Source organism: Aminobacter sp. GW821-FHT11F06 (genome assembly GCF_058808215.1).
Window position 1 is genome coordinate 311727 of sequence record NZ_JBXARL010000003.1, and the last position, 21510, is coordinate 333236.

Consider the following 21510-nt stretch of genomic DNA (forward strand, 5'->3'; position numbering starts at 1 on the left):
GCGGCGGCCGAGTTTTTTCCAATCGATACGCCTAGAACAGGCCTTCGATCTGGCCCTGCTCGTTGAGGAAGATCTTTTCCGACGATGGTGCCCTGGGCAGGCCGGGCATGGTCATGATCTCACCGCAGATGGCGACGATGAAGCCGGCACCGGCCGACAGCCTGACCTCACGCACCGACACGACATGGCCGGTGGGGGCGCCGCGCAGGTTCGGATCGGTCGAAAACGAATATTGCGTCTTGGCCATGCACACCGGCAGGTGGCCGTAGCCGGCGGCTTCCCAGGCATGCAACTGGTCGCGCACCGACTTGTCGGCGATGGCCTCCGAGCCGCGGTAGATGCGCTTGACGATGGTGTCGATCTTGTCGAACAGCTTCATCTCGTCGGGGTAAAGCGGCGAGAACTGCGAGGCATCCGATTCAGCAAGCTTGACCACCTTGTGGGCGAGTTCCTCGATGCCGGCCGAACCCTTGGCCCAGTGCATGCACACGATCGCCTCTTCGCCCATCGAAGCGACATAGGCCTTCATCGCTGCGATCTCGGCGTCGGTGTCGGAATAGAAGTGGTTGATCGCCACCACCGCCGGCACGCCGAACTGCTTCACATTCTCGATGTGGCGGCCAAGATTGGCGCAGCCCTTCTTCACCGCCTCGATGTTCTCCTGGCCGAGGTCTTCCTTCTTGACGCCGCCATTCATCTTCATGGCGCGCACGGTGGCGACGATGACCGCTGCGGCGGGCTTGAGGCCAGCCTTGCGGCACTTGATGTCGAAGAACTTTTCGGCACCCAAATCAGCACCGAAGCCGGCTTCAGTGACGACATAGTCGGCGAGTTTCAGCGCGGTCGTGGTGGCGACCACCGAGTTGCAGCCATGGGCAATGTTGGCGAAGGGGCCGCCATGGACAAAGGCCGGGTTGTTTTCCAGCGTCTGCACCAGGTTGGGCTGCATGGCGTCTTTCAACAGCACCGCCATGGCGCCGTCGGCCTTGAGGTCGCGGGCATAAACGGCGCTCTTGTCGCGGCGATAGGCCACGATGATGTCGCCGAGGCGCTTTTCCAGGTCCTTGAGGTCAGTGGCCAGGCACAGGATCGCCATGACTTCGGAGGCAACGGTGATGTCGAAGCCGGCTTCGCGTGGAAAACCGTTGGCGACACCGCCAAGCGAGCAGTTGATCTCGCGCAGCGCCCGGTCGTTCATGTCCATCACCCGGCGCCAGACGACGCGGCGGGTGTCGATGCCAAGCTCGTTGCCCCAGTAGATGTGGTTGTCGATCAGCGCCGACAAAAGGTTGTGCGCGGTGGTGATGGCGTGGAAGTCGCCGGTGAAGTGGAGGTTCATGTCCTCCATCGGCACGACCTGGGCATAACCGCCGCCCGCGGCACCGCCCTTGACGCCGAAATTGGGTCCAAGCGAGGCCTCGCGGATACAGACGATGGCCTTTTTGCCGATGCGGTTGAGGCCGTCGCCCAAGCCGACCGTGGTGGTGGTCTTGCCTTCGCCGGCGGGTGTCGGGTTGATGGCGGTGACCAGGATCAGCTTGCCGTCCTTGTTCTTGCGCGCATTGGCGATGAACTCGGCCGAGACCTTGGCCTTGTCATGGCCGTATGGCAGCAAGTGCTCGGTTGGAATGCCGATCTTGGCGCCGATCTCCTGGATCTGCTTCTTCTTCGCGCCACGCGCTATCTCGATGTCGGTCTTGAATTCGGCCATGACGGCTCCTCCGGAATTATTGCCCGATGGCGCGAGGGCCACCACTGTCGCGGCCATACAAGCGCGACATCGCTGTCGCCCGCCGTCTCAAAACAGCCGCCCAATGCACGGATTGCGACAGGGGGAAGGAGCGAATAGGGAGTAGGGAATAGTGAGTAGCGGCGCCTGATGATGGCGGGATAGACCAATACGATCCTGTGTCAGCTCAGCCCTTACTTTCTACTCACTACTCCTCTACTCACAATTCCCCTCACTCGCTCACCTGCTCAGCACATTGCTGATCTCGACGAGGTTCGAGCGCACGCGCAGGATGTAGAAGCCCATGGTGATCAGGTGCGAGGGCATGAACCAGCCATTTTCAGCACCGTTTGAGATGATGAAGGGCTGGATGTTGAGGGCCGAGCGCGCCTGCTGCTCCATCGTATCCCACAGATTGTCGAGATTGCGCGTCTTCAGCACGTCTTCGAAGTCGGCATGCGCTGCCTTGAGCAGGCCGTAATAGCCGTAGAGCTGGCCATAGGCGAACCAGAAGCGGTCGTCGGCACGCGGGTCGAACCAGCCATTATTGTAGTTTTCGGCGCGGTCTTTGAGGATCGCCGAGGTGGCGCCGATGTCGTTGGAGATACGGTCGATGAACTGGATCAGATTGTCGGCGCGGGCGTCGAACACCGCCTCGCATTTCTCCAACCGGCCGTTGAAATTGTTGAGGCTTTTGATCGCCGAGCGGTAGTAGCTCGGCGTCGGTGTCTTCGGGCCGAACGGGGTCAGGCCGAAATACCAGGTGTATTCGTCGAACTGCATGTTGCCGCGCGCGTCCTGCAGGTCGGAATCGACCTGGCTGGTGCCGCGCACGCGACCGAGATTGTCGGCCAGTTCCGTCGTCGTGCGCCGGATCGCCTGGTTGATGCCGCGCTGGAACGAAGCCTTGTTGTCGAGGAACGGCGTCTTGTCCCAGTTCACGCCGAAGAAGCCGACCTTGTAGAGGATCATCGACGAGATCCAGGCGTTCTGATTGACGTTGAAGTCGATCAGTTCGGCCGAGATGTCGGCAATGGCCGAGCGCCCGCAGGTCTTGGCGGTGTCGGTGGCGCCACCGGCCATCACCTGCTCGCCGGCCGAGACATTGCGCTTTTCGAAACTACGCGCCGCAACATAGTCCGGGTTGAAGTTGGTCCAGACCTGCGTGGTCCAGATGAAATAGCCGTAGAGCGCCACAAGGCCAGCGATCACTGCGCCGAGCACTGATTTCAGGATCCAGCCGCGCTGGATGTACCAGCGCCAGGCCCAGACGAAGGGCAGCAACAAGATGCCGATGACGAAGCCGAGGCCCCGGCCGATCAGCTGGAATATCCGGGTGAACAAATTCACTGTCGGATCAAGCATGGATAAATCCCCTCAGTCGGTCAGGCCGTAGAGCTGTGCGCGGAACGCCGCCTTGTCTTTCAGATATGAGGTTTTCAACGTGTCCACAACATTGGATCGCCAGGTCTCGTTGAGCTCCTGGTAGTCTTTGTAGAAACCTTGCTTGTTGAAGACGTAGCGCGACACAAAATCCGACGGCACGAATTCGGAGATCAGCCGGTTGGTCAGCCAGGCGTCGGGATGGTCTGTCTTGGCGCGCACCACCAGGAAGCGATGCAGCGGGGCGACATCTTCGAGCCGCAACTGCCCGAGCTGGGCGATCTCGCGCTTGGCGCCGTTGAGGAAGGGGAAATTGCCGTCGCGGTTGATCGCATCGGCATGGCCATGAATCCACGTCTGCAGCCAGACCTTGTCGACCTCACCGATGTTGCGGTTGGGTTCGGCCTGCTGGATCAGCGCGCGCACCGCCATCTCGGCGCGATGTTCGAGATAGCCCGAGCTTTCGATCCATGAGGCGCGCGGCAAATCGAGCCGGCCGGTCGAGGCCAGGAACTTGAAGACGCGGTCGGCGTCCTTGATCGAGAGGTAGCTCACCTGCCACGGGCGCGAACGGCGGAAGCCGGGGGCGGCGGGGTCGGAGATGACTGTCGTCACATCGGGATCGACAAAGACATAGACGCCGCCGAAATGGCTGGTCCAGAACGCGTTGTGGCGGAAGATCACCTGGTCGGGCACGAGCGCGTTCTCGCGGATGTCGCCGCAGACTTTCGCCAGCTCGACCATGCGCTGAAGCATGGCGTCATCGCGCCAGGCATCGGGCTCCTGCCTCAGCCTGTCGACCAGCTTGCCGAGTTCGGCTGCCTTGCCGAGCACGTCTTCGGCCGAGAGCACGCGGAATTCGACCTGGTTGATCGACAACAGGTCCTCGATGTCTTCGACCTTGGAGACCGAATCCTCGATCTCGCCGTAGATCACATCCTTGATCGTCAGCGCATCGATGGCGCGCTGGTTCTTGGTCATGAACTCGTAGAGCAACTGCGAGGTGTTGGAGAACGCCGTGTGCACGACAGGCAGGTCGATCTGCGACGGCGTCAGGATGATGAAGCGGCGGTTGACCTCGTTGGGGTCGAGATACTGGTAGTCGCCCAGCTCTTCGGCAATCTCGGGCGAAAAGCCGGTGCGGTCGATCTGGAAGCTCTTGAGCTTCGTCGGCTCCAACCCGAACGCCTTCAGCGCCTTGTTGTAACGGTCGATAAGGTGCGGCTCGTCGACCGGCAAAAGCCTGCCGTAGATCAGTTCGTTGTCGCGGAGGAGGTCCATCTATGCCTTCTCCCCGTTCACGGGGAGAGGGTGCCCGAAGGGCGGATGAGGGGCAGCTAAAACGTTCACGAATTTCCACCTCCGTTGGACGTGGCGGGAAGGAATTTGATCTCGTGCGATGTCACCTTGTGATCCAGCCTTCCGTCAAGCGCGGCAACAATCGTTTCCAAAACAGGGCGTCGATCCCGCAAAACGTCTGCATGCCAGATCCGAAGTACCGACCAGCCATTTCGGTTCATAGTCTCGTCGCGAAAGCGATCGGTGCTACTGCCAGCATGCTGGCTCCCGTCCACTTCGACAACCAGATTGGCTTCGCGGCAGGCGAAATCAGCAAAGAACGGGCCGATCGGCAATTGCCGGACAAACTTATGGCCATTCAGTCGTCGCCCACGCAGTTCGTGCCATAGCATTTCCTCGGCGTCGTTCTCCGTCTTGCGAAGTTGTCTTGCCCTTGTGACCTTGTTTTCATTGCCGCCACGCATAGCGCTGCCCCTCATCCGCCCTTCGGGCACCTTCTCCCCGTAAACGGGGAGAAGGAAGGGTCACGCATTCCACAGCCCCTTCTTCTGCAACTCCGCCATCTCGCGGGCCGCGCGCTCGCGCAGCCTTGCGTCGCGCAGGAGCTTCGACACCGCGGCATCGTCGGACTTGTCGGCGTAGCGGAACTCGGAGTCGGCGTAGCGGTTGATCTCCTGCATCACCATGTCCATCGAGAACGGTCCGCGCAGTTCCTCGATCATCGCTTTCTTCTCATCGTAGCCCTTGTGCATGAAGGCCTCGGGCCTTTCGAACCACTGGTCCGGCAGCTCGATGTCCATAGCGCGCATCTTGATCGCGTCGGTGACGTTCTTGATGGCGCGGCCGGTGAAGCGCGGCTCGGCTTCCTTGATCATGTGCAGATAGGTGCCGACATCGGCCAGCGTCTTGGGCGCGCCATTGTCCTTCATGAAGCGCTCGAAAACCTTCATCAGTCCGTCTTCCTGCGGCTTGGTGTGCTCCTCATAGGCCTCGGTCACGGCGCGCTGGATTTCCTGCGCGGCGTAGAGCTGATGTTCGCCGAGCGGGATCTTGTGGTTCTTGCCGGCAAGCAGGACGAAGATGTCGATATAGTCGTCGCGGGTCTGCGGCCCGTCGACCAGCCAGCGTGCGCCGGCGCGCTGGCGCAGCGCATCGTCGACGTTTTCGGGATAGTTGGAAAACATGCCGAACGAGCAGTTGCCGCGCACCACGGTACCGGCGCCGGCAAACGCATCCATCAGGACGCCGGTGATTTCCTGCTGGCCGGCGGAGGCGCGGTCGTCGGAGCGCTTGGCCGCCACCTGGTCGATGTCGTCAATGGTGCCGAAGCCGATGGCGCGCGGGTTGAGCACGTTGTTGATGAACTGGCGGCAGTTCTGCCCCGATTTGCCCTGGTAGGACGAGATCTGGTCGACGCCGAAATTCTCGTAGGCGAAAGCGTAGCCGGCGACCTGGCAATAGCCGTTGACCAGGCCCGCGATCATCTGGATCAGCGTGGTCTTGCCGGTGCCCGGCGCGCCGTCGCCAATGAAGGTGAACAGGAAGCCGCCGAGCTCGACGAACGGGTTCATCTCGCGGTCGAAATCATAGGCCATCAGCATCTTGGCGAGCCTGACCGACTGGAACTTGGCGATATGGTTGCCAACGACCTCCTCGGGCTTCTTGAAGGTCATCACCAGCGGTTTCGACTTCTTGCCGGGTGCGACGTCGAAGCCGTCGAGAGTGAAGTCGTCGGCGTCGATACGGATATGGGCGTTTTCGAAAGCGCCGAGCCCGTCGAAACGGCCCTTGCGCTGCAAAAGTCCTTCGATCGAGACGCGGACAAAGGCGCGGGCGCGCGTCAAAAGGTCAGCGTCATCCTTGGCGCCGACAAGCGCCCTGTCGAGGCCCGAGACGATCGACTTTACCGCGTCCTGCGGCGTGTCGAACAAGAAGTCCGGTTCGGCGACATCGTTGGGCGCCTCGCCGTCACTGTCGATCAGCTGGGCGAGATAAGAGGCAAGCGAGAATGCCGCGACATAGGCCGAGGCGGAAAGCAGCTTCTTGAAATGCGTGGCCTCGTCGCCCTCCAGCGGTGCGCGCGCGTTCTTGGCCTGCAGCGCTTCGAGGTCGGTCGAGCGCGAAAAGACGTCCGAAACGGCAAGCGCCACCGCGATGCCGCGCCGGGCGCGAAACAGCAGCGTGTGCTGGGGGATCGACATCAGCTGGTCGTCGGGGCGGATCGCGCCGACTGTCTTTTGCAGCTCGACCTCGCGCGTCTTGCGGATCGAGCCCGTCGACACGGTGGAGACAAAGCGGCGGTTGGTGCCGGCCAAGGCCGTGCCCGACTGACTGGAGGAATCCTCAAGCACGACGATACGGGTGATGAAGCTCTGCGCGGTGGCGCGGTGCTTTTCGATGTCGGCTTCCGGGATGGTGGTCAGGCCGGTGTCCATGTCAGCTACCTTGCTTGCTCTGGGGAACGTTGGCGCTGCCCCTCATCCCCTGCCGGACCTTCTCCCCGTAAGAACGGGGAGAAGGAGGCTGGCCGCAACGCCGACGACTCCCTCTCCCTGTTCTTACGGGGAGAGGGTAAGGGTGAGGAGCAGTTCTGCCCTTGGACAAGATCGTCCTAAACATCCGAGATCACCTGTCCCTTGGACAGGATGTGGACCTTGTAGCCCGCGAAAATCTTGTCGGCTTCGCCCGCCGCGTAGAGCGCCTGGTAGGCTTCGTGCGGAATGAGCGCATGCTTCTCGTAGCTCGACACGCCCTGGCGCGCGGCTTCGAGATCGTCGGTGTTGATGAAGAATTCCTCGCTCGCCGGCTCGCTCGACCACAGGCCCTTGCGCCCCGGCTTCTCGGCCTTCGAGTAGACCTCCTGGATGGTCCAGGTGAGCAGCCAGGCGTTGTCCGCCTTGCGCACCTTGGACAACACCTCGCTGACGGTCGAATTGTGCTCGGTGATGCCAGCTGAATAGAACGGGCCGAGCACCATGCGCCGAAGCTGCTTGGGATGCAGTTCGGGAAAATCCTTGTCGAGATTGGTCGCGACCGTCAGCGGGGAGAGGCTGTAGGCCGAGTTCTTCTCGGTAAAATCGTCGAAGCGATGCGCGAGGTCGGGGTTGAGCAAACCATCGACGGGCAGGGGGATGTCGATCTTCTCATTCAGCTTGCCGGTCTTGGTGTCGACAAGCTGGTCGACCATCGCCTCGGAGGAATCCTCCACAGTCGCCATGTAGATCAGCGGCAGGTTGGCGGTGCCGTCGAAGCTGCCCCAGTGGACGAGGTAATAAGGCCGCATCGACTTCGGGTTGACCGATACCTTGGCCGTCTGCGCCAGGATGAAGGGGCTGAAGGTCACGCCATCCTTGACGTCTTCGAGGTAGAGCCGCTCGGCCATCGAGCGCTGCAGCGCCTCTGGAAATTCCTTGTGGCGCAAGATGAAGTCGGCCATCTCCTCGCGCAATTCGCCGGGCGGCGGAATGCTGGCAAGGCGCTGGGCGGCAGTGCGGCGGTCGTTTTCAAGCTCCAGTACGTTCTGGAAGACCGGAAAGCCGCTTTCGGCGCGGGAAATCTTGAACGTCTCCATGAAGCCAAGCCGGTTGCGCCAGCAGGCGAAGGAGCGCTCCAGCCGCGCGATGTATTCAGCCGCGACCTTGGCGACGATGCCATGCCGGTAAAGCGGCGAGCGATCGTCGCGCATGAAGATTTCAAGCCCGCTCAGCGCTGCCGCAATCGCGTCGAAATAGCGGACGGCTGGGTCGTCGGTGGGGGTCATGGGCGAAACCTTGAATGCATGGGCTCGACGTTGCCCCCCTCTGGCCTGCCGGCCATCTCTCCCACAGGTGGGGAGATTAGCTGTCGTGTCCGCTGCCACCCAAATTTCATCGCCGAAAATTGGCGAAGTCCGTGCCACCGCATGATCTCCCCCCTTGTGGGGGAGATGGCCGGCAGGCCAGAGGGGGGCGCGACAGGGCGCAGCATTAACCTGGCTGGCCTAGTTACGACTGCACATAGTCCGAAGCGTTGTGCTTCTTCAGCACGTCGTCGAAGCGGCGGGCGAAGGCGTCGTCGGCGAGCTTCTTGCGGCGCTGGATGTCGGCGGTCGCGACCATGTTCTTCTCGTGCAGTTCGAGCAGGTCGCCAATGTGCTTTTGGGCTGCGGCGCCAATGCCGGCCATGGTCTCTTCGGCGGTGTTGTCGACCTTCGAGCCCAGCGTGTTGATCTTGTGGGCAACGTCCTGCTGGGCTGCCGTCTTCAGCGAATCCTCGAGCGCCTTGTAGAGCACGATGCGCTGTTCTGTATCGATGGTCAGCTTGTTGATCAGCGTGTTCTGCGCCGCGATCTGGTTGTTCAGCGAATCGACGAAGGTCTGGAACATCGAGGTGTAGCGTTCGAGCGTCTGGCTCTCGGCCAGAAGCTCCTGCTCCTTGGCCTGCTTCTCATTATATTCGGTGGCGAGCTTGGAGCGCTCGGATTCGAGATTGGCGCGCTCCTTCTGGCTGGTCGACGCCGCGATCTTGTTTTCGATGTCGAGCAGAAGCGGGTTCAGTTCCTCGATGCGCTTTTGCGTCGCTTCGAGATTGGTCATCGTCGTCTTGCGCCGCTCGATGACCTGGGAAAGGCTGGTCTCCGAGGTCTTGTAGCGTTCGTCGAGCACCTGCTTCTGCGCTTTCAGGATGCCGACGATGGTGTCGGACTTGACCAGTAGCTCCTGCAGATTGCCGGCCAGCGACATGTTGCGCACGCGGTCGGTGCGCATGCGCTGCTTGCTCGCGGCCGAAAAGATGCCGACGAAGGTTTCCCAGCCGGTGAAGCTCTTCATGCTCTCGAATTCGGTGCCGAACACATTGGTTGCGTCCTCAAGCCCGATGATCAGGTCGGCGATGTTGCCTTCCATCACCTTCTGCTGCTTGAGCACGTCCTGGATGCGGGCATTTTCGATGTCGAAGTCGGCCGCGCCGATCTTGGCGTCTGTCGTGGCGATCTTGTCGAGCACGGTTCCCGATTGCTCGATCTTGGAGCGCATGTCCTGCACGACCTGCTGGGTCTTGGCGATTTCGGCATCGAAATTCTGTAGCGTAGCCATACGTTCCTCCGGTGTCGAATGCGCGATAGTGGGGGCGAATATATGTGGCGCATCTTTCGATTGAAAGACGCAACCACCTCGCCGAAATATATAAGGCGAAGCTACTTAGCTCCGCGCGGCAAATCCGATGAAGTCGTCGGGCTGGGCACGGCCCATCTCTTCTTCCCAGTGGCGCCGGCACAACGAGACATAGACGTCCTTGCCGATCGCCACTTGCTCGCCCTGGCGGGCGACCTTGCCGTCTTCGCCGAGCCGAACCACCATCGTTGCCTTGCGCCCGCAGCGGCAGATGCTGCGCACCTCGCGCAGCTCGTCGGCGATGGCCAAAAGCGCGCGCGAGCCGGTGAAGAGATTGCCCTGGAAGTCGGTGCGCAGCCCGTAGCACATGACGGGAATATTCAGCCGGTCGGCAACCCGCGCCAGCTGCCAGACCTGTTCTTCTTCCAGGAACTGCGCTTCGTCGACGAAGACGCAGTGAACGGTCGTATGCTCATGGTGCTCGGCGATGCGGGCGAAGAGATCGTCGCCGTCACGGAAAATCTCGGCCTCGGCTTCCAACCCGATGCGTGAGGAGATGAAGCCGGTGTCGCCCTTGCGATAATGACCAGCGATGAACAGCATCGTCGTCATGCCGCGCTCGCGGTAGTTGTAGGACGCCTGCAAAAGCATCGTCGTCTTGCCGGCGTTCATCGTGGCGTAGTGGAAATAAAGCTTGGCCATGTCGCCCTTCTATTCCGAAGCTGCCGGCGCTGGGGAGGTGCCTGCGTCGCCATCCACCGCAAAAAATAGGTGCGATGTCGCTGATGGATCAGCCTGCGGCGTCTGTCGTTGGGTCATGTCACTTGAATCCAAAGGAAAATGGTGTTTGGCTCGCGACAAAGACGAACAACAACATTAACGCGTTGCCATCAAATACCGAATGGGAGAAATCTATATGTCGCGCATGAAATCACTCGCCGTCGCAATCGGCGTGTCGACGTTTCTTTCGACCGGCGCTGCCTTCGCCGCCGATGCGGAAAGCTGCAAGGTGGTACGGCTTTCCGACGTCGGCTGGACCGACATCCAGGCAACCACAGGCGTCGCTTCGGTGCTGCTCACGGCACTCGGCTACGAGCCGCAGGTCATCCAGCTGTCGGTTCCAGTCACCTATGCCTCGCTGAAGAACAAGGATCTTGACGTCTTCCTCGGCAACTGGATGCCGTCGATGACCAACGACATCAAGGACTACACCGCCGACGGCTCGGTCGAGACCATCGGCGAAAACCTGTCCGGCGCCGGCTACGGCATCGTCGTGCCGACCTATGTCGCGGACGCCGGCGTCAAGACGCTGACCGATCTGGGCAAGTTCAAGGACAAGTTCAACGGCAAGATCTACGGCATCGAAGCCGGCAATGACGGTAACCGCATCATCCTCGACATGATCAAGAACCCGGCCGACAATCTCGAAGGTTTCGAACTTGTCGAGTCGTCCGAGGCCGGCATGCTGACCCAGGCCGAGCAGGCGATGAAGTCCAATGAATGGATAGCCTTCCTCGGCTGGACGCCGCATCCTGTGATGGGCGCGATGAAGATCACCTATCTCGACGGGATGGGCGACTCTGGCTTTGGTGCGGCCACCGTCAGCACCAATGTGCGCAAGGGCTACGTCGCCGAATGTCCGAATGTCGGCAAGTTCCTCGCTAACCTCAAGTTCAACCTGGCGATGGAAGGCACCATGATGGACGGCATCCTCAAGGGCGGCAATGCCAACGACGTTGCCACAACTTGGCTCAAGGCCAATGCGGATGCCGTCACGCCTTGGCTCGCCGGCGTGACCACCTTCGACGGCGGCGATGCTGCGGCTGCGGTGAAGACGGCTCTCGGTAGCTAAAACCAAATGGTCGGCGTCGCGTAGCCCTCATCCGACCCTGAGTCTATCGAAGGGCCGGCACCTTCTCCCCGTTCAGAACGGGGAGAAGGGGGCTGTCGCGACGCTGACGACTCCCTCGCCCCGTTCTTACGGGGAGAGGGTAAGGGTGAGGGGCGGCGCAATCGCCTTTCCAGATAGCGCGAGGGGGCGACATGGATCCGATTTCGAAATTTCTTGCAGCCTACAAGATCCCCATCGGCGCCTGGGGCAAGGCGTTCTTCACCTTCCTCACCGACAATTTCAACACTGTCTTCCGTGGTTTCTCCAACGGCCTCAACTTCCTGCTCAACGGGCTGGTCGACGGGCTCTTGTTCCTGCCGCCGGTCGTGGCGGTCGCGCTGATCGCGGCTCTCGCCTGGTATCTGCAGCGCTCGCGGGCGCTGGCGATTGCCGTGGCGCTCGGCCTTTTGTTCATCATCAATCAGGGCCTGTGGAAACAAACGGTCGAAACGCTGGTGCTGGTTGTCGCCGCCGCCACCGCCTCGATGCTGATCGGCGTGCCGCTTGGCATCTGGGCCGCGCACAAGCCCAAGGTCTACCGCATCATGCTGCCGGTGCTCGACCTGATGCAGACGCTGCCGACCTTCGTCTACCTGATCCCGGTGCTCACCCTGTTCGGCCTCGGCAACGCGCCGGGCCTCATCGTCACCATCATCTTCGTCATCCCCACCGCCGTGCGCCTGACCCATCTCGGCGTCGTCTCGGTGCCGACATCGATCATCGAGGCCGGCCAGGCCTTCGGCGCCACCAAGCGCCAGCTTCTGTGGAAGGTCGAACTGCCGGCGGCTCTGCCCACCATCATGGCGGGGCTTACCCAATGCATCATGCTGTCGCTGTCGATGGTGGTCTTCGCCGCGCTGATCGGTGCTGGCGGCCTCGGCACGGAAATCAACCGGGCGCTCGGCTCGCGCAAGATCGATCTCGGACTTGAAGCGGGCCTCGCCATCGTTGTGCTGGCTATCGTTCTCGACCGGATGACGCGCATTGGCGTGGGAGGCAAGAAATGAACGTCGCCGTCGATTTCAGGAATGTCGATATCGTTTTCGGCACCGACACAAAAGGCTCGCTCAGCCTGATCGACAGCGGCGCCACGCGCGCCGAAATCCTCGAAAAGACCGGCAATGTGCTGGGCTGCGCGGGCGCCAACCTCACCGTCAATGAGGGCGAGATTTCGGTGCTGATGGGCCTGTCGGGCTCGGGCAAGTCGACGCTGTTGCGCGCCGTCAACCGCCTCAATATCGTTTCGCGCGGCCAGGTCATGGTCAAGGACGGCGACAAGATGGTCGACGTGGTTTCCTGCGACGAGGCGACGCTTCGCCGCCTGCGCCAGCATCAGGTCGCCATGGTGTTCCAGCAATTTGGCCTTTTGCCCTGGCGCACAGTCGAGGAAAATGTCGGCCTTGGCCTCGAACTCGCCGGCATGCCGGAAGCCGAGCGCAAGTTAAAGGTCGGCAAGCAACTCGAACTCGTCAATCTGACGCCGTGGGCCAAGAAATATGCCCATGAACTGTCCGGCGGCATGCAGCAGCGCGTCGGCCTGGCGCGCGCCTTCGCCACCGAAGCGCCGATCCTTTTGATGGACGAGCCGTTCTCGGCGCTTGATCCGCTGATCAGGACAAAGCTCCAGGACGAACTGCTGCAACTGCAGAAGACGCTGAAGAAGACCATCATCTTCGTCAGCCACGATCTCGAGGAAGCACTCAAGATCGGCAACACCATCACCATCATGGAGGGTGGCCGCATCGTCCAGTCCGGCCCGCCCGAAGACATCGTGCTGCGCCCGGCCAATGATTACGTCCGCGACTTCATCGCCAATGTGAACCCGCTGTCGGTGCTGACGGCGTGGAATGTCATGCGCGACCGCCGCGATCTGGAGGATGCCGGCGAGGGCTGGCTCTGGCTCGACCGACGCAAGACGACGCGCTTCAAGATCGACGGGCAAGGTCTTGTCGCAGCCGCCGAGCGCAACGGCCAGCCAGCCGTCTGGATTTCCGTCGACGAAGTCGAAAAATCGTCCGACGAGGCCTCGCATGTCTTCTGGGCCAAGCCCGGCACCTCGCTCAAGCTGGTGATGCTTGCCATGCACCGCTCGCAGACATCGCCTGTGGCGCTGTTCGACGACCAGTCGCGCTTCGTCGGCGCCATCGGCATCCGCGACGTGCTGTCGGCGGTGCTGAGGCGGTAGCGATTCTTCCTTCTCCCCTTGTGGGAGAAGGTGTCGCCGCAGGCGACGGATGAGGGGTGTTGGCCGGAGCGCAATCACCTTTCAGCAGGCGTCATGTGTCGCACTCCGTCCAACACCCCTCATCCGCCTTCACTTTGTTCAGGCACCTTCTCCCACAAGGGGAGAAGGGAGGCTGCCTCACTCTCCATCGCCCAGCAAGTCGTTCAGCCTGGCTGCATAAGGCTGCACAACATCGACATATTGCAGGCCTTCGGCGCGCCGCGCCCGGGTCTCGGCGATCTTGGTCTCGACGAAGCTGCGCATTTCGGCTTTTTGCTCGGCATTCAGGTCGCTGATTTCAAGTCGTTCCGTCAGGCCCGAAAATGCCGCTTCGAGCCGGTCGGCGGGAATCGTTGCGAGATAGCCCCGGAAGGTGGCGTCGAGCGCTTCTTTCCAGCTTTCGCGGCTGAAGCCGGCCTTGGCGATGCGGCCTTCAAGCCCGGCATCGTCGTCGAACCACTGGTCGGCTTCTTCTTCGTCATAGGCGAGGCGGCCGAGATCGGGCTCCAGTTCGCCCAACAGCTTTACCACCTTGCCGACCTCATCCATCGTCAATGCCCGGGCAGGCAGGACGAAGGCACCAAGTGCCAGGCTCGCCGCCAGCAGGCCGCCGGCTACGGTGCGTTTGAGAAAAAAGCTCATCCCATGCACTCCGCTTCAAGCGCCTTGTCGGTGTCGGTCTGCGCCTTGGCTTGCATCAGCGAACCACCGACCGAGGCGGCCTGGGCCACCACCGCGCCGCCACTGCCGGCAAAGCCGCCGAAACCGCCAACCATCGACAAGGCGCCGCCAAGCATGGCCGCGTTGGTCTGCGCTTTCGCCGCTTTCTGCATCGCTTCGTTGCAGCGCTGCTCGGCCGTCTGCTTCTTGGCCTTGGTCCCCGGCGCTGCCGCCACCTTCGGAGCGCCGGCAGTCCGGCTTGTGCTGGTGGTCGTTGTGGTCTGGCTGCAGGCGGCAAGCACGCCGCACAGGATCAATGCAATTGCTCTGTTCATGGATCTCTCGATTTCGCTGGAGTTGGCGCGAACTCCGTGGATACGGGCCATGCGCGGACCGTCGACTCTGCCCAGTCGACGGTCCGGCGATGGCCGGCCACATATGCGTTCGAAGAGCGCCCCCGCCCGTCGGATGCATCGGTCCGCCACGGCACCGCTCTACGACGGCCCAAGGGCGGTCGTCTTGGCGTGGGGCGAACAGATGCGGACTGATGCGAACCGATTGGGTCTACTGGCGACGGCGCAGGGCTGCGGCCTTGATCTCGGACGGGGTTGCGGCGAAGCGCTGGCGAAAGACCCGATTGAAATAAGACAGGTCGCTGAAGCCGGCATCGAAGGCGACCGCCGACACGTTAGCCGACGCCGCTTCGAGCGAGCGGCGCGCGAGATCGAGCCGCGCGTCGCGCAGGAACTCGGAGAAGGTCAGGCCTTCCTGCTCGAACAGCCGCTGGATGTAGCGCGGGGTGACCCCCTGGCGCTTGGCGATGGCCGAAACACTTAGTTCCGGGTCGGTCAAATGGCGAAGCACCTCGGTCTTGACCAGTGCCAGCCGCGCAGCACTTATGCTGGCGCGCACGGGCTCCGCGGCTTCGTTGGTCGCGCCCTGAATGACCAGGGCCGCGAGGTCGTAGATGTGCTTGCCGGCCAGACGGCACGCCGCCTCACCGGTTGGGGCGGTCGCCCGCAACAGGTCGGCATAGCCGCTGAGCAAGGGCGCACTCGCTGCAGCCATCGGGATGTGATGAAACGCCTTGGTCCTGACGCGCGGGGCAAGGGCGGCCAGCCGCGCCTCGTTAAGCGAGACGACCTTGAGCAGCGTTGCCGGCAGGGCGAAGGCCATCGGCGTGCCTTCGTTGATGAGGGTGATGTCACCAGCCTTGATGACGAGCGGGTTCTTGCCCTCGATCGCCACCTCGTAGTCGGAGGTGTGGATGGTCATGAGATAGTCCTGCCGGCCATCGGCCATCAGGTCCTTGGGGCGTTCGCCGAGAACGGCCGAATAACACGCCGTGCCGATGGTCGTGCCGGCGTCGAGGAAATAGGCGGCGACGTCGAAGGCGAAGGTTTCGCTGTCGGCTGGCCTGAAGCGCAGGCCGGCGACATGGCGCGCCACGAAATCATGCAGGAAAGCCAGCCGCTCGGCTGCCGGTACGTCGTTCGTCGAGAGACGTTGCATGCAAAATCCATCCCCAAGGCCGCCCCGCCTGCGACCTATGCGTGAATTTCGTGTCCATGCACTGTATGCGGGTGGTTGCCCTTATCAGCGGAAATGGCGTTGCGGTCAACAGGCGCTGGCTGACCGTATTGCGATTTGAAATAGCCCCGCGAGCAGCCCATGCTCGCGGGGCGCGGGGATCACATCAAGAAGCGATCGCGCTCGCAATCTTGTCCTTCAAGGCGAGCCGGCGCTTTCGCAACGTCGCCTCATGCTCCTCACTGACCGGCTCGATGTTGGTTTCGGCCTTGTGGATCTGGTCGTTCACTTCGTCATATTCTTCGAGAACACGAGCGAATTGGGCATCCTGCGCCTTCAGGGCGTGGATCGCTTCGAGCTTGCCGGGGAATTCTTCACCCAGGGTGTGAGGCGTGTTCGACATCGTCTGCTCCTTATGTTGTCTGAGGGCAAACTACCCCGCCCAGGCAGAGACGGGTTTGATCCTGGTCAAACCGCTGTCGAATGCGCGCAGTCACGTCTCCAGGAACACGTCGAAGCCGCCGTAGATCAGGCGCTTGCCGTCGAACGGCCACTGCGCCGGATCGCTCTTCATGCGCGGGTCTTCCATGACCTTCTTCGAGATGGCATCGCGCTCGTCGCGCGAGCGATAGACGACCCAGGAAAAGATCACGATCTCGTCCTCCTTGGCCTGCACCGCGCGCGGGAAGGAGGTGACCTCGCCTTGAGGCACGTCGTCGCCCATGCACTCGACATAGGCCAAGGCGCCATGGTCCTTCCAGACTTCGCCTGCAGTGCGCGCCATCGCCTTGTAGGCCTCGATATTCTTCTTTGGCACGGCGAGCACAAATCCATCGACATAAGACATGGTGGTCTCCTCTCATTGCGACTGTTCCAAGGACGATTGGCCAGGCCGGACTGCGACAGTCCTTCGTAAAAAAGATTGCGTGCGGCCGGGCAGCCGTCCTGCACACAACGGGCGACTGGCGCGATGGTTTCGAACGAACTCGCCGCCGTTGCCTGGCTGCGGTGTCGGCCCCATATTGTAGCGGGTGTTTTGATTGGTGGCCGCGATGCCCGAAACCATCACCGTCCCGCGCACGAAGCTGCGCCCCAAGACCGAGCGGCCGAAGCTGCACAAGGTCATCCTCGTCAACGACGACTACACACCGCGCGACTTCGTCGTCACGGTGCTCAAGGGCGAGTTCCATATGTCCGAGGATCAGGCGCACCGGGTGATGATCACCGCCCACCGGCGTGGGGTCTGCGTGGTCGCGGTGTTTACCAAGGATGTCGCCGAGACCAAGGCGACGCGCGCGAGCGAAGCTGGCCGCGCCAAGGGCTATCCGCTGCAATTCACGACCGAGCCTGAGGAGTGAGGAGCGGTCCGCGTAGCGGACGGAAAGCCACAAAATTGGCTTTTCGAGCGACGAACGCCCGGAGCCATAGCGGAGGGCAGGGCGCCCGCGGGCAGGCGCTGGCGATCCTCTACGGCGACGCCGGCTCCGTGCCCGAAGCCGGGCCGGCATAAAGCTCACGGCCGGCCCTGTCGCAAACGCGGACATGGTCCGGGGTTTGCGGCATGGCAAGCGTATGGAAAAGCGAGCCGGCGACCTCAAGCGCCGCCTTGAGGTCCGGCGCTTCGAGCGAAATCCGGTCGAGGGTGGCGTGTGCGCCGTCTTCTTCGCGCAGGCGATAGAATTCGATGACGAAGTTCACATCCGCCTCCAGCCACCCGTGGGTGAGGTTAGCCTTTCGGCTTGCCCTTGGAAGCGGTCTCGGCCTGCTTGACCTGCGAGCTGAAGGCGGCTGTCGCCTTGACCTCGACCTTTTCCTTCTTGGGTTTTCTGGTTTCGCGGTTGCTGCGTTGTTGGCCCTTGGCCATGGTCGTGTCCTTCCAGTGGTGAAGCGGGCCTGTGGTGAAACGGGCCTGTGGTGAAGCGGGGGCTATTCGGCCGCCGGTTCGGCCTCTTCGAGGTTGTCTTCCGTGGTGACCCGTTCGTGGCTCTCGCGGTCGCTGCGGATCCGGTATTGCGGCGAGCCATCCTTGGCCGGCAGCGTTGCCTTGACGTGGAATGTTTCCACGTCCTTCACCGCCATGCCGATCCGGCTCCTGATCCGCACCATCTGGCCGATCGCGAAGCGATGCGATGGCTTTTCAACACGTGGGGCCGAAGCCGACCCTTTTGTGAACCTGATCATGCGGGTTGTTCCTGGTCCTGCCGCAGCGCGGCTTCGAGTTCGGCATAGTCGATGGCCAACACCTGGCTGGTCAGCAGGTTGGAAGACCGGGCGGGCAGATGGATGTAGGTGGCGACGCGCCGGTAGGCGATCCACGATATGCCGTCGATCATTTCTTCGTCGTGGTCGATGTCGTAGTCGCCCGCCGGCTGGACCTCTTCAAGCCCGCGCAAGACAAACGGCCTGTCGAAATGGACAGTTGAGTGCTTGGTGCGGCCGGTCATGACAGGTTCTCCACGACAGCGCCGCGCGCCGTATCTGACGTGCAAATGACGCTGTAACACCTAGAAACTGCGCATGCCCCCGAGGATCGCTTGCGATTTCCCGGGGGCATGCGCTGATGGACGAAAAGCGGAGCAATGCCCCGCTTTCCTTACTTCAACCGTGCTCGAGACGGACCGGATAGACGCTGCCAGTACATCCGTGGTCAGCGTCCTTTCGATCCAGTCAAATCAGAGCAGCTGAAGGTTGGTGGCCGACTCGCGGCCCTTGTTGTCGCGCTCAAGCTCGAAATTCAGCTTCTGCCCTTCGGCGAGGCCCGAGAAGCCTGCACGCTCAAGCGCGCTGACGTGGACGAATACGTCCTTGCCGCCACCGGCCTGCTCGATGAAGCCAAAGCCCTTCTGGCCGTTGTAGAACTTTACGGTACCAGTGTTCATGTGAGTGTCTTTCGAATGAGAAAAGTCGTCGCGTGGCAAGTAATGCCGCGCATCCAAAGATCGACGATTTGGAATGAGTTTGGCGGGTCGAGAACCTCTGACGCCGCGATAGCCAAGCTTGGCCCAAAAAACGATAGGTTATTTATAGCCTTTAATTGCGGTTTATGTAAGCTGTTTTTTCAAAGGCCTGTTTTATTTGCCATTTTATTTCGGATTGTGGCTTCTATCATGGGGGGCGGAATGCTGATACGCTGCTGGCACTAGCAGAAAATCCGCAGTCGCTTTCCCGCAGGTCCGTATGGCCCTCCGCGGCGGACTGCATTTCCCCATGCGAGGACAAAGCCATGATTTTCACGAGAAGGCCAACGGCTCCCGCTGTCAAAGCACCCGCGCAGATCATCAAGCCGGTCAAGCTGACCGCGCGCAAGGACGAGGCAGCGCGGCGCCGCCTTGCCGACACCGACGGGACGCAGCGACGCGTGCTGCAGCTCATGGAAAACAACCGTCTGCTTTGACGGCCGGCGAGGGGTGTTAGAGCATGATCCCGAACCGAAGGTCGGCGAAGCGAAAAGTGGAAACCGGTTTTCGGAAAAGATCATGCTCCAATAAGAAGATAGAGCCCCATTCCGATTCAATCGGAATGGAACCGGCTCTAGCGCCCCTCGCGATACCACATCGCGCCAAATGCCAGCAGCAACAGGCCAAGCCCGAGGAAGCCCCCGAACAGCGGTACGCGCGACACCGACTTCAGCACGCTGTCATTGGTGGTGCGGAAGCCGATCCAGTCGCGGCCCGAAGCTTCGGCGCTGCCGCGCACCGGCACCACGCTTGGCAGCGAAATACCACCTGCAATTCCTGATATACCCGTGGCTGCAAGCCGGCGGACGTCACCGCCGGTTGCCTCGGCTGCCGGACGCAGCACGTTTTCGGTCGAGACCACATCGGCGAACTCCGGCGCGTTGACCGGTCCGACATGGGCAAGTGCGGTCAGGTCGCCATTGCCGACCTGGTACAGCCCGATCTCGCTGGTCTCGACACTGCCGGTGAAGATGCCCGGCTCGCTCTTGTTGAGCTGCACATCGAGCGTCTTGCCCGACGGCGTGATGATGCGCGCCGGGCCGGCTTCGTCGCGCATGGTCTGGCGGCGGATGTCGAGCATCATGCCGCGCCCTTCCGCCGTCAGGCGCTCTTCTTCGAGTTCGGGCTCCTTCATCAGCCAATGGGCGATGCGGCGATATAGCGAGACATGCGGGCCGCCGCCCTCATAACCGCGCGCCCAGAGCCAGCCCTGGTCGGACAGGAACATGCCGACGCGGCCTTCGCCCTTGCGGTCGAGCAACAGCAGCGGCCTGTCGTCCGCACCCTTCATCACCACTTCGCCTTCCGGCTGCTCGATGCCGATCTGGCGGAACCAGCGGCTCCAGCGCGGCGGCTCGCTTGCCGAGCCTTCGAGGCCGCGTGTCACCGGATGGCGCTGGCCGAGTTCGGTCAGGCGCGGATAAAACGGCTTTTCGATCACGTCGCCATTGGGCATGGCAGGCAAGGCCGAGATCAGCGGCGTGTTGGCGATCGACTGCTCGCCGGCATATTCGGGCCCAGCGGCGATCAAAAGCGCGCCGCCCTTTTCGACATATTCGGCGATGTAGTCGTAATAGAGCAGGGGCAGCACGTCGCGGTGCTGGTAGCGGTCGAAGATGATCAGGTCGAAGTCGTGGATGCGCTCGACAAACAGCTCGCGCGTCGGGAAAGCAATCAGCGACAGTTCGTTGATAGGCGTGCCGTCCTGCTTTTCCGGCGGCCGCAAAATGGTGAAATGCACGAGGTCGACCGAGGCGTCCGACTTCAGCAGATTGCGCCAGGTGCGCTCGCCGGCATGCGGCTCGCCCGAGACCAGCAGAACGCGCAGGTTTTCGCGGATACCGTCGACAAGCGCAATTGCCTTGTTGTTGGTATCGGTCAGTTCGCCCGGCACACGGTCGATCGACAGCTCGACAATGTTGCGGCCGGCGCTGGGAATGGTGATCTGCAGCGGCATTTCCTGGCCGATGAAGGCACGCTGCACCGAAACCTGGTTGCCGTTGATCGAGACGCGCACATCGACCGGCCCCGTCTCGCCGCCGGTGTCGATCACCCGGTAGCTCATGTCGAGCGGCTTGCCGACGATGCCGAAGCGCTGGGCCCGCTCGAAACGGATGCGGCGGTCCCGTTCGTTTGCCTGGCCGGTGATCAGCGCATGCAGCGGCGCATTGATGACGGGGACGGCGGGAACATCGTGCACCTGACCATCGGTGATCATCACCGCGCCGCCGATGCGCGATGGCGGCACGTCGTGAAAGGCGCTTTCAAGCCCGGCAAACAGCCGTGTTTCGGTGCGGTCACCGGTGCGCCCGGCTTCGACAACGCGCACCTCGAACTGACGGAAGCGCGCCAGCCGTTCCTTCAGGCCCTCGATAGCGGCATTGGTCTGGGTGGTGCGGTCGCCGATATCCTGGCTCTGGCTGCGGTCGACGACCAGGGCGACCACGCTTTTCAGCGGCTCGCGCTCCTCGTCGAGGATGACGGGATTGGCAAGTGCGAGGCCAAGCGCTCCAAGCGCCAGCAGCCGCAGCCACCCGCCACGCTGGCGGAACCACAGGCCCGCAAGTGCCAGCAAGGCGAGCGGTGCGAGAAGCGCCGCCAGCAACGGCCACGACAAAAGAGGCTCGAAGGAGACGGACCAGTTCATGAGCTATGCTCCGAACCGTTGCTACAGCCCCTCATCCGCCTGCCGGCACCTTCTCCCCGTGAAGAACGGGGAGAAGGGACAAGCGGCGACGTTGAAGCCT

General features: G+C 62.0%; 24 protein-coding genes. 5 read left to right on the plus strand and 19 right to left on the minus strand.

The annotated features are described in order from the left end of the window. Positions 1–31 precede the first annotated feature (31 nt). The 8 genes from AC1RTB_RS09370 to AC1RTB_RS09405 all read right to left on the minus strand — a co-directional run bounded on the left by AC1RTB_RS09370 (position 32) and on the right by AC1RTB_RS09405 (position 10203). Positions 32–1711 carry a formate--tetrahydrofolate ligase gene (locus AC1RTB_RS09370; protein WP_492877677.1) on the minus strand — a complete coding sequence of 560 codons (1680 nt, stop codon included), beginning with the start codon at positions 1709–1711 and terminating at the stop codon, positions 32–34. 258 nt (positions 1712–1969) lie between these two features. Then, positions 1970–3094: a DUF2333 family protein gene (locus AC1RTB_RS09375; protein WP_492877675.1), complete on the minus strand. Its 1125-nt coding sequence runs from the start codon at positions 3092–3094 to the stop codon at positions 1970–1972. Between the two features lie 12 nt (positions 3095–3106). After that, positions 3107–4393, minus strand: coding sequence for a DUF6638 family protein (locus tag AC1RTB_RS09380; RefSeq protein ID WP_492877673.1), 1287 nt, complete (start codon positions 4391–4393; stop codon positions 3107–3109). A 65-nt stretch (positions 4394–4458) separates the two neighbouring features. Continuing rightward, complete coding sequence (locus AC1RTB_RS09385; protein WP_492877672.1) at positions 4459–4875, minus strand: endonuclease domain-containing protein; 417 nt, start codon at positions 4873–4875, stop codon at positions 4459–4461. Between the two features lie 60 nt (positions 4876–4935). Next, a complete protein-coding gene (locus tag AC1RTB_RS09390; RefSeq protein WP_492877670.1) occupies positions 4936–6846 on the minus strand; it encodes an AAA family ATPase in 1911 nt (636 codons plus the stop codon). A 176-nt stretch (positions 6847–7022) separates the two neighbouring features. Then, complete coding sequence (locus tag AC1RTB_RS09395; RefSeq protein ID WP_492877668.1) at positions 7023–8171, minus strand: hypothetical protein; 1149 nt, start codon at positions 8169–8171, stop codon at positions 7023–7025. Positions 8172–8394: 223 nt separating this feature from the next. Beyond that, a complete protein-coding gene (locus AC1RTB_RS09400; protein WP_492877666.1) occupies positions 8395–9483 on the minus strand; it encodes a hypothetical protein in 1089 nt (362 codons plus the stop codon). 105 nt (positions 9484–9588) lie between these two features. Continuing rightward, positions 9589–10203: a thymidine kinase gene (locus AC1RTB_RS09405; RefSeq protein WP_492877665.1), complete on the minus strand. Its 615-nt coding sequence runs from the start codon at positions 10201–10203 to the stop codon at positions 9589–9591. A 214-nt stretch (positions 10204–10417) separates the two neighbouring features. Between AC1RTB_RS09405 and choX the strand changes: the two genes are divergently transcribed. The 3 genes from choX (at position 10418) to choV (ending at position 13577) form a co-directional block, all read left to right on the plus strand. After that, positions 10418–11353, plus strand: a complete 936-nt coding sequence (gene choX, locus AC1RTB_RS09410) for a choline ABC transporter substrate-binding protein (protein WP_492877663.1) — start codon at positions 10418–10420, stop codon at positions 11351–11353. Positions 11354–11544: 191 nt separating this feature from the next. Further along, a complete protein-coding gene (gene choW / locus AC1RTB_RS09415) occupies positions 11545–12399 on the plus strand; it encodes a choline ABC transporter permease subunit (protein ID WP_492877662.1) in 855 nt (284 codons plus the stop codon). Next, a complete protein-coding gene (gene choV / locus AC1RTB_RS09420; protein ID WP_492877661.1) occupies positions 12396–13577 on the plus strand; it encodes a choline ABC transporter ATP-binding protein in 1182 nt (393 codons plus the stop codon). The genes choW and choV overlap by 4 nt, the downstream gene beginning before the upstream one ends. 177 nt (positions 13578–13754) lie before the next feature. Here choV and AC1RTB_RS09425 read toward each other — a convergent pair whose 3' ends face one another. The 5 genes from AC1RTB_RS09425 to AC1RTB_RS09445 all read right to left on the minus strand — a co-directional run bounded on the left by AC1RTB_RS09425 (position 13755) and on the right by AC1RTB_RS09445 (position 16653). Beyond that, entirely contained in the window at positions 13755–14258 is a 504-nt protein-coding gene (locus AC1RTB_RS09425; protein WP_492877659.1) for a hypothetical protein, read from the minus strand. Next, positions 14255–14611 carry a hypothetical protein gene (locus tag AC1RTB_RS09430; RefSeq protein WP_492877657.1) on the minus strand — a complete coding sequence of 119 codons (357 nt, stop codon included), beginning with the start codon at positions 14609–14611 and terminating at the stop codon, positions 14255–14257. The genes AC1RTB_RS09425 and AC1RTB_RS09430 overlap by 4 nt, the downstream gene beginning before the upstream one ends. A gap of 229 nt (positions 14612–14840) precedes the next feature. Further along, positions 14841–15788, minus strand: a complete 948-nt coding sequence (locus tag AC1RTB_RS09435) for a helix-turn-helix transcriptional regulator (protein ID WP_492877656.1) — start codon at positions 15786–15788, stop codon at positions 14841–14843. A gap of 184 nt (positions 15789–15972) precedes the next feature. Further along, positions 15973–16209, minus strand: coding sequence for an HP1242/YdcH family protein (locus AC1RTB_RS09440; RefSeq protein ID WP_492877654.1), 237 nt, complete (start codon positions 16207–16209; stop codon positions 15973–15975). 90 nt (positions 16210–16299) lie between these two features. After that, positions 16300–16653 (minus strand): DUF1428 domain-containing protein, encoded by a 354-nt coding sequence (locus AC1RTB_RS09445; RefSeq protein WP_492877652.1) that lies wholly within the window; start codon positions 16651–16653, stop codon positions 16300–16302. 205 nt (positions 16654–16858) lie between these two features. Between AC1RTB_RS09445 and clpS the strand changes: the two genes are divergently transcribed. Beyond that, positions 16859–17164 carry an ATP-dependent Clp protease adapter ClpS gene (clpS, locus tag AC1RTB_RS09450; RefSeq protein WP_492877650.1) on the plus strand — a complete coding sequence of 102 codons (306 nt, stop codon included), beginning with the start codon at positions 16859–16861 and terminating at the stop codon, positions 17162–17164. Between the two features lie 109 nt (positions 17165–17273). On the opposite strand, the gene AC1RTB_RS09455 is transcribed toward clpS, so the two are convergent. The 5 genes from AC1RTB_RS09455 to AC1RTB_RS09475 all read right to left on the minus strand — a co-directional run bounded on the left by AC1RTB_RS09455 (position 17274) and on the right by AC1RTB_RS09475 (position 18685). After that, positions 17274–17504: a hypothetical protein gene (locus AC1RTB_RS09455; protein ID WP_492877648.1), complete on the minus strand. Its 231-nt coding sequence runs from the start codon at positions 17502–17504 to the stop codon at positions 17274–17276. Positions 17505–17532: 28 nt separating this feature from the next. Then, positions 17533–17670 (minus strand): hypothetical protein, encoded by a 138-nt coding sequence (locus tag AC1RTB_RS09460; protein WP_492877646.1) that lies wholly within the window; start codon positions 17668–17670, stop codon positions 17533–17535. Positions 17671–17732: 62 nt separating this feature from the next. Then, a complete protein-coding gene (locus tag AC1RTB_RS09465) occupies positions 17733–17987 on the minus strand; it encodes a hypothetical protein (protein WP_492877644.1) in 255 nt (84 codons plus the stop codon). Beyond that, entirely contained in the window at positions 17984–18250 is a 267-nt protein-coding gene (locus AC1RTB_RS09470; protein WP_492877642.1) for a hypothetical protein, read from the minus strand. Before AC1RTB_RS09470 ends, AC1RTB_RS09465 begins: the two co-directional genes overlap by 4 nt. 228 nt (positions 18251–18478) lie before the next feature. Continuing rightward, on the minus strand, positions 18479–18685 hold the full coding sequence (locus AC1RTB_RS09475; protein ID WP_067959320.1) for a cold-shock protein: 207 nt from the start codon (positions 18683–18685) through the stop codon (positions 18479–18481). Positions 18686–19029: 344 nt separating this feature from the next. Here AC1RTB_RS09475 and AC1RTB_RS09480 point away from each other — a divergent pair, with 344 nt between their 5' ends. Next, positions 19030–19200, plus strand: a complete 171-nt coding sequence (locus AC1RTB_RS09480; protein ID WP_492877639.1) for a hypothetical protein — start codon at positions 19030–19032, stop codon at positions 19198–19200. A gap of 137 nt (positions 19201–19337) precedes the next feature. Here the strand turns inward: AC1RTB_RS09480 and AC1RTB_RS09485 are convergent, their stop codons facing one another. Then, complete coding sequence (locus AC1RTB_RS09485) at positions 19338–21410, minus strand: hypothetical protein (RefSeq protein WP_492877637.1); 2073 nt, start codon at positions 21408–21410, stop codon at positions 19338–19340. Positions 21411–21510: the final 100 nt, after the last annotated feature.

Excerpts from the sequence above, each read along its gene's own strand:
- AC1RTB_RS09375 (WP_492877675.1), bottom strand. The coding sequence starts at position 3,094 with ATGCTTGATCCGACAGTGAATTTGTTCACCCGGATATTCCAGCTGATC.
- AC1RTB_RS09480 (WP_492877639.1), top strand. The coding sequence starts at position 19,030 with ATGATTTTCACGAGAAGGCCAACGGCTCCCGCTGTCAAAGCACCCGCG.
- AC1RTB_RS09395 (WP_492877668.1), bottom strand. The coding sequence starts at position 8,171 with ATGACCCCCACCGACGACCCAGCCGTCCGCTATTTCGACGCGATTGCG.
- choV (WP_492877661.1), top strand. The coding sequence starts at position 12,396 with ATGAACGTCGCCGTCGATTTCAGGAATGTCGATATCGTTTTCGGCACC.
- AC1RTB_RS09440 (WP_492877654.1), bottom strand. The coding sequence starts at position 16,209 with ATGTCGAACACGCCTCACACCCTGGGTGAAGAATTCCCCGGCAAGCTC.
- AC1RTB_RS09400 (WP_492877666.1), bottom strand. The coding sequence starts at position 9,483 with ATGGCTACGCTACAGAATTTCGATGCCGAAATCGCCAAGACCCAGCAG.
- AC1RTB_RS09475 (WP_067959320.1), bottom strand. The coding sequence starts at position 18,685 with ATGAACACTGGTACCGTAAAGTTCTACAACGGCCAGAAGGGCTTTGGC.
- AC1RTB_RS09430 (WP_492877657.1), bottom strand. The coding sequence starts at position 14,611 with ATGAACAGAGCAATTGCATTGATCCTGTGCGGCGTGCTTGCCGCCTGC.
- AC1RTB_RS09445 (WP_492877652.1), bottom strand. The coding sequence starts at position 16,653 with ATGTCTTATGTCGATGGATTTGTGCTCGCCGTGCCAAAGAAGAATATC.
- AC1RTB_RS09435 (WP_492877656.1), bottom strand. The coding sequence starts at position 15,788 with ATGCAACGTCTCTCGACGAACGACGTACCGGCAGCCGAGCGGCTGGCT.
- AC1RTB_RS09485 (WP_492877637.1), bottom strand. The coding sequence starts at position 21,410 with ATGAACTGGTCCGTCTCCTTCGAGCCTCTTTTGTCGTGGCCGTTGCTG.
- AC1RTB_RS09380 (WP_492877673.1), bottom strand. The coding sequence starts at position 4,393 with ATGGACCTCCTCCGCGACAACGAACTGATCTACGGCAGGCTTTTGCCG.
- choW (WP_492877662.1), top strand. The coding sequence starts at position 11,545 with ATGGATCCGATTTCGAAATTTCTTGCAGCCTACAAGATCCCCATCGGC.
- AC1RTB_RS09385 (WP_492877672.1), bottom strand. The coding sequence starts at position 4,875 with ATGCGTGGCGGCAATGAAAACAAGGTCACAAGGGCAAGACAACTTCGC.
- AC1RTB_RS09465 (WP_492877644.1), bottom strand. The coding sequence starts at position 17,987 with ATGATCAGGTTCACAAAAGGGTCGGCTTCGGCCCCACGTGTTGAAAAG.
- AC1RTB_RS09470 (WP_492877642.1), bottom strand. The coding sequence starts at position 18,250 with ATGACCGGCCGCACCAAGCACTCAACTGTCCATTTCGACAGGCCGTTT.
- AC1RTB_RS09390 (WP_492877670.1), bottom strand. The coding sequence starts at position 6,846 with ATGGACACCGGCCTGACCACCATCCCGGAAGCCGACATCGAAAAGCAC.
- AC1RTB_RS09405 (WP_492877665.1), bottom strand. The coding sequence starts at position 10,203 with ATGGCCAAGCTTTATTTCCACTACGCCACGATGAACGCCGGCAAGACG.
- AC1RTB_RS09425 (WP_492877659.1), bottom strand. The coding sequence starts at position 14,258 with ATGAGCTTTTTTCTCAAACGCACCGTAGCCGGCGGCCTGCTGGCGGCG.
- choX (WP_492877663.1), top strand. The coding sequence starts at position 10,418 with ATGTCGCGCATGAAATCACTCGCCGTCGCAATCGGCGTGTCGACGTTT.
- clpS (WP_492877650.1), top strand. The coding sequence starts at position 16,859 with ATGCCCGAAACCATCACCGTCCCGCGCACGAAGCTGCGCCCCAAGACC.
- AC1RTB_RS09370 (WP_492877677.1), bottom strand. The coding sequence starts at position 1,711 with ATGGCCGAATTCAAGACCGACATCGAGATAGCGCGTGGCGCGAAGAAG.
- AC1RTB_RS09460 (WP_492877646.1), bottom strand. The coding sequence starts at position 17,670 with ATGGCCAAGGGCCAACAACGCAGCAACCGCGAAACCAGAAAACCCAAG.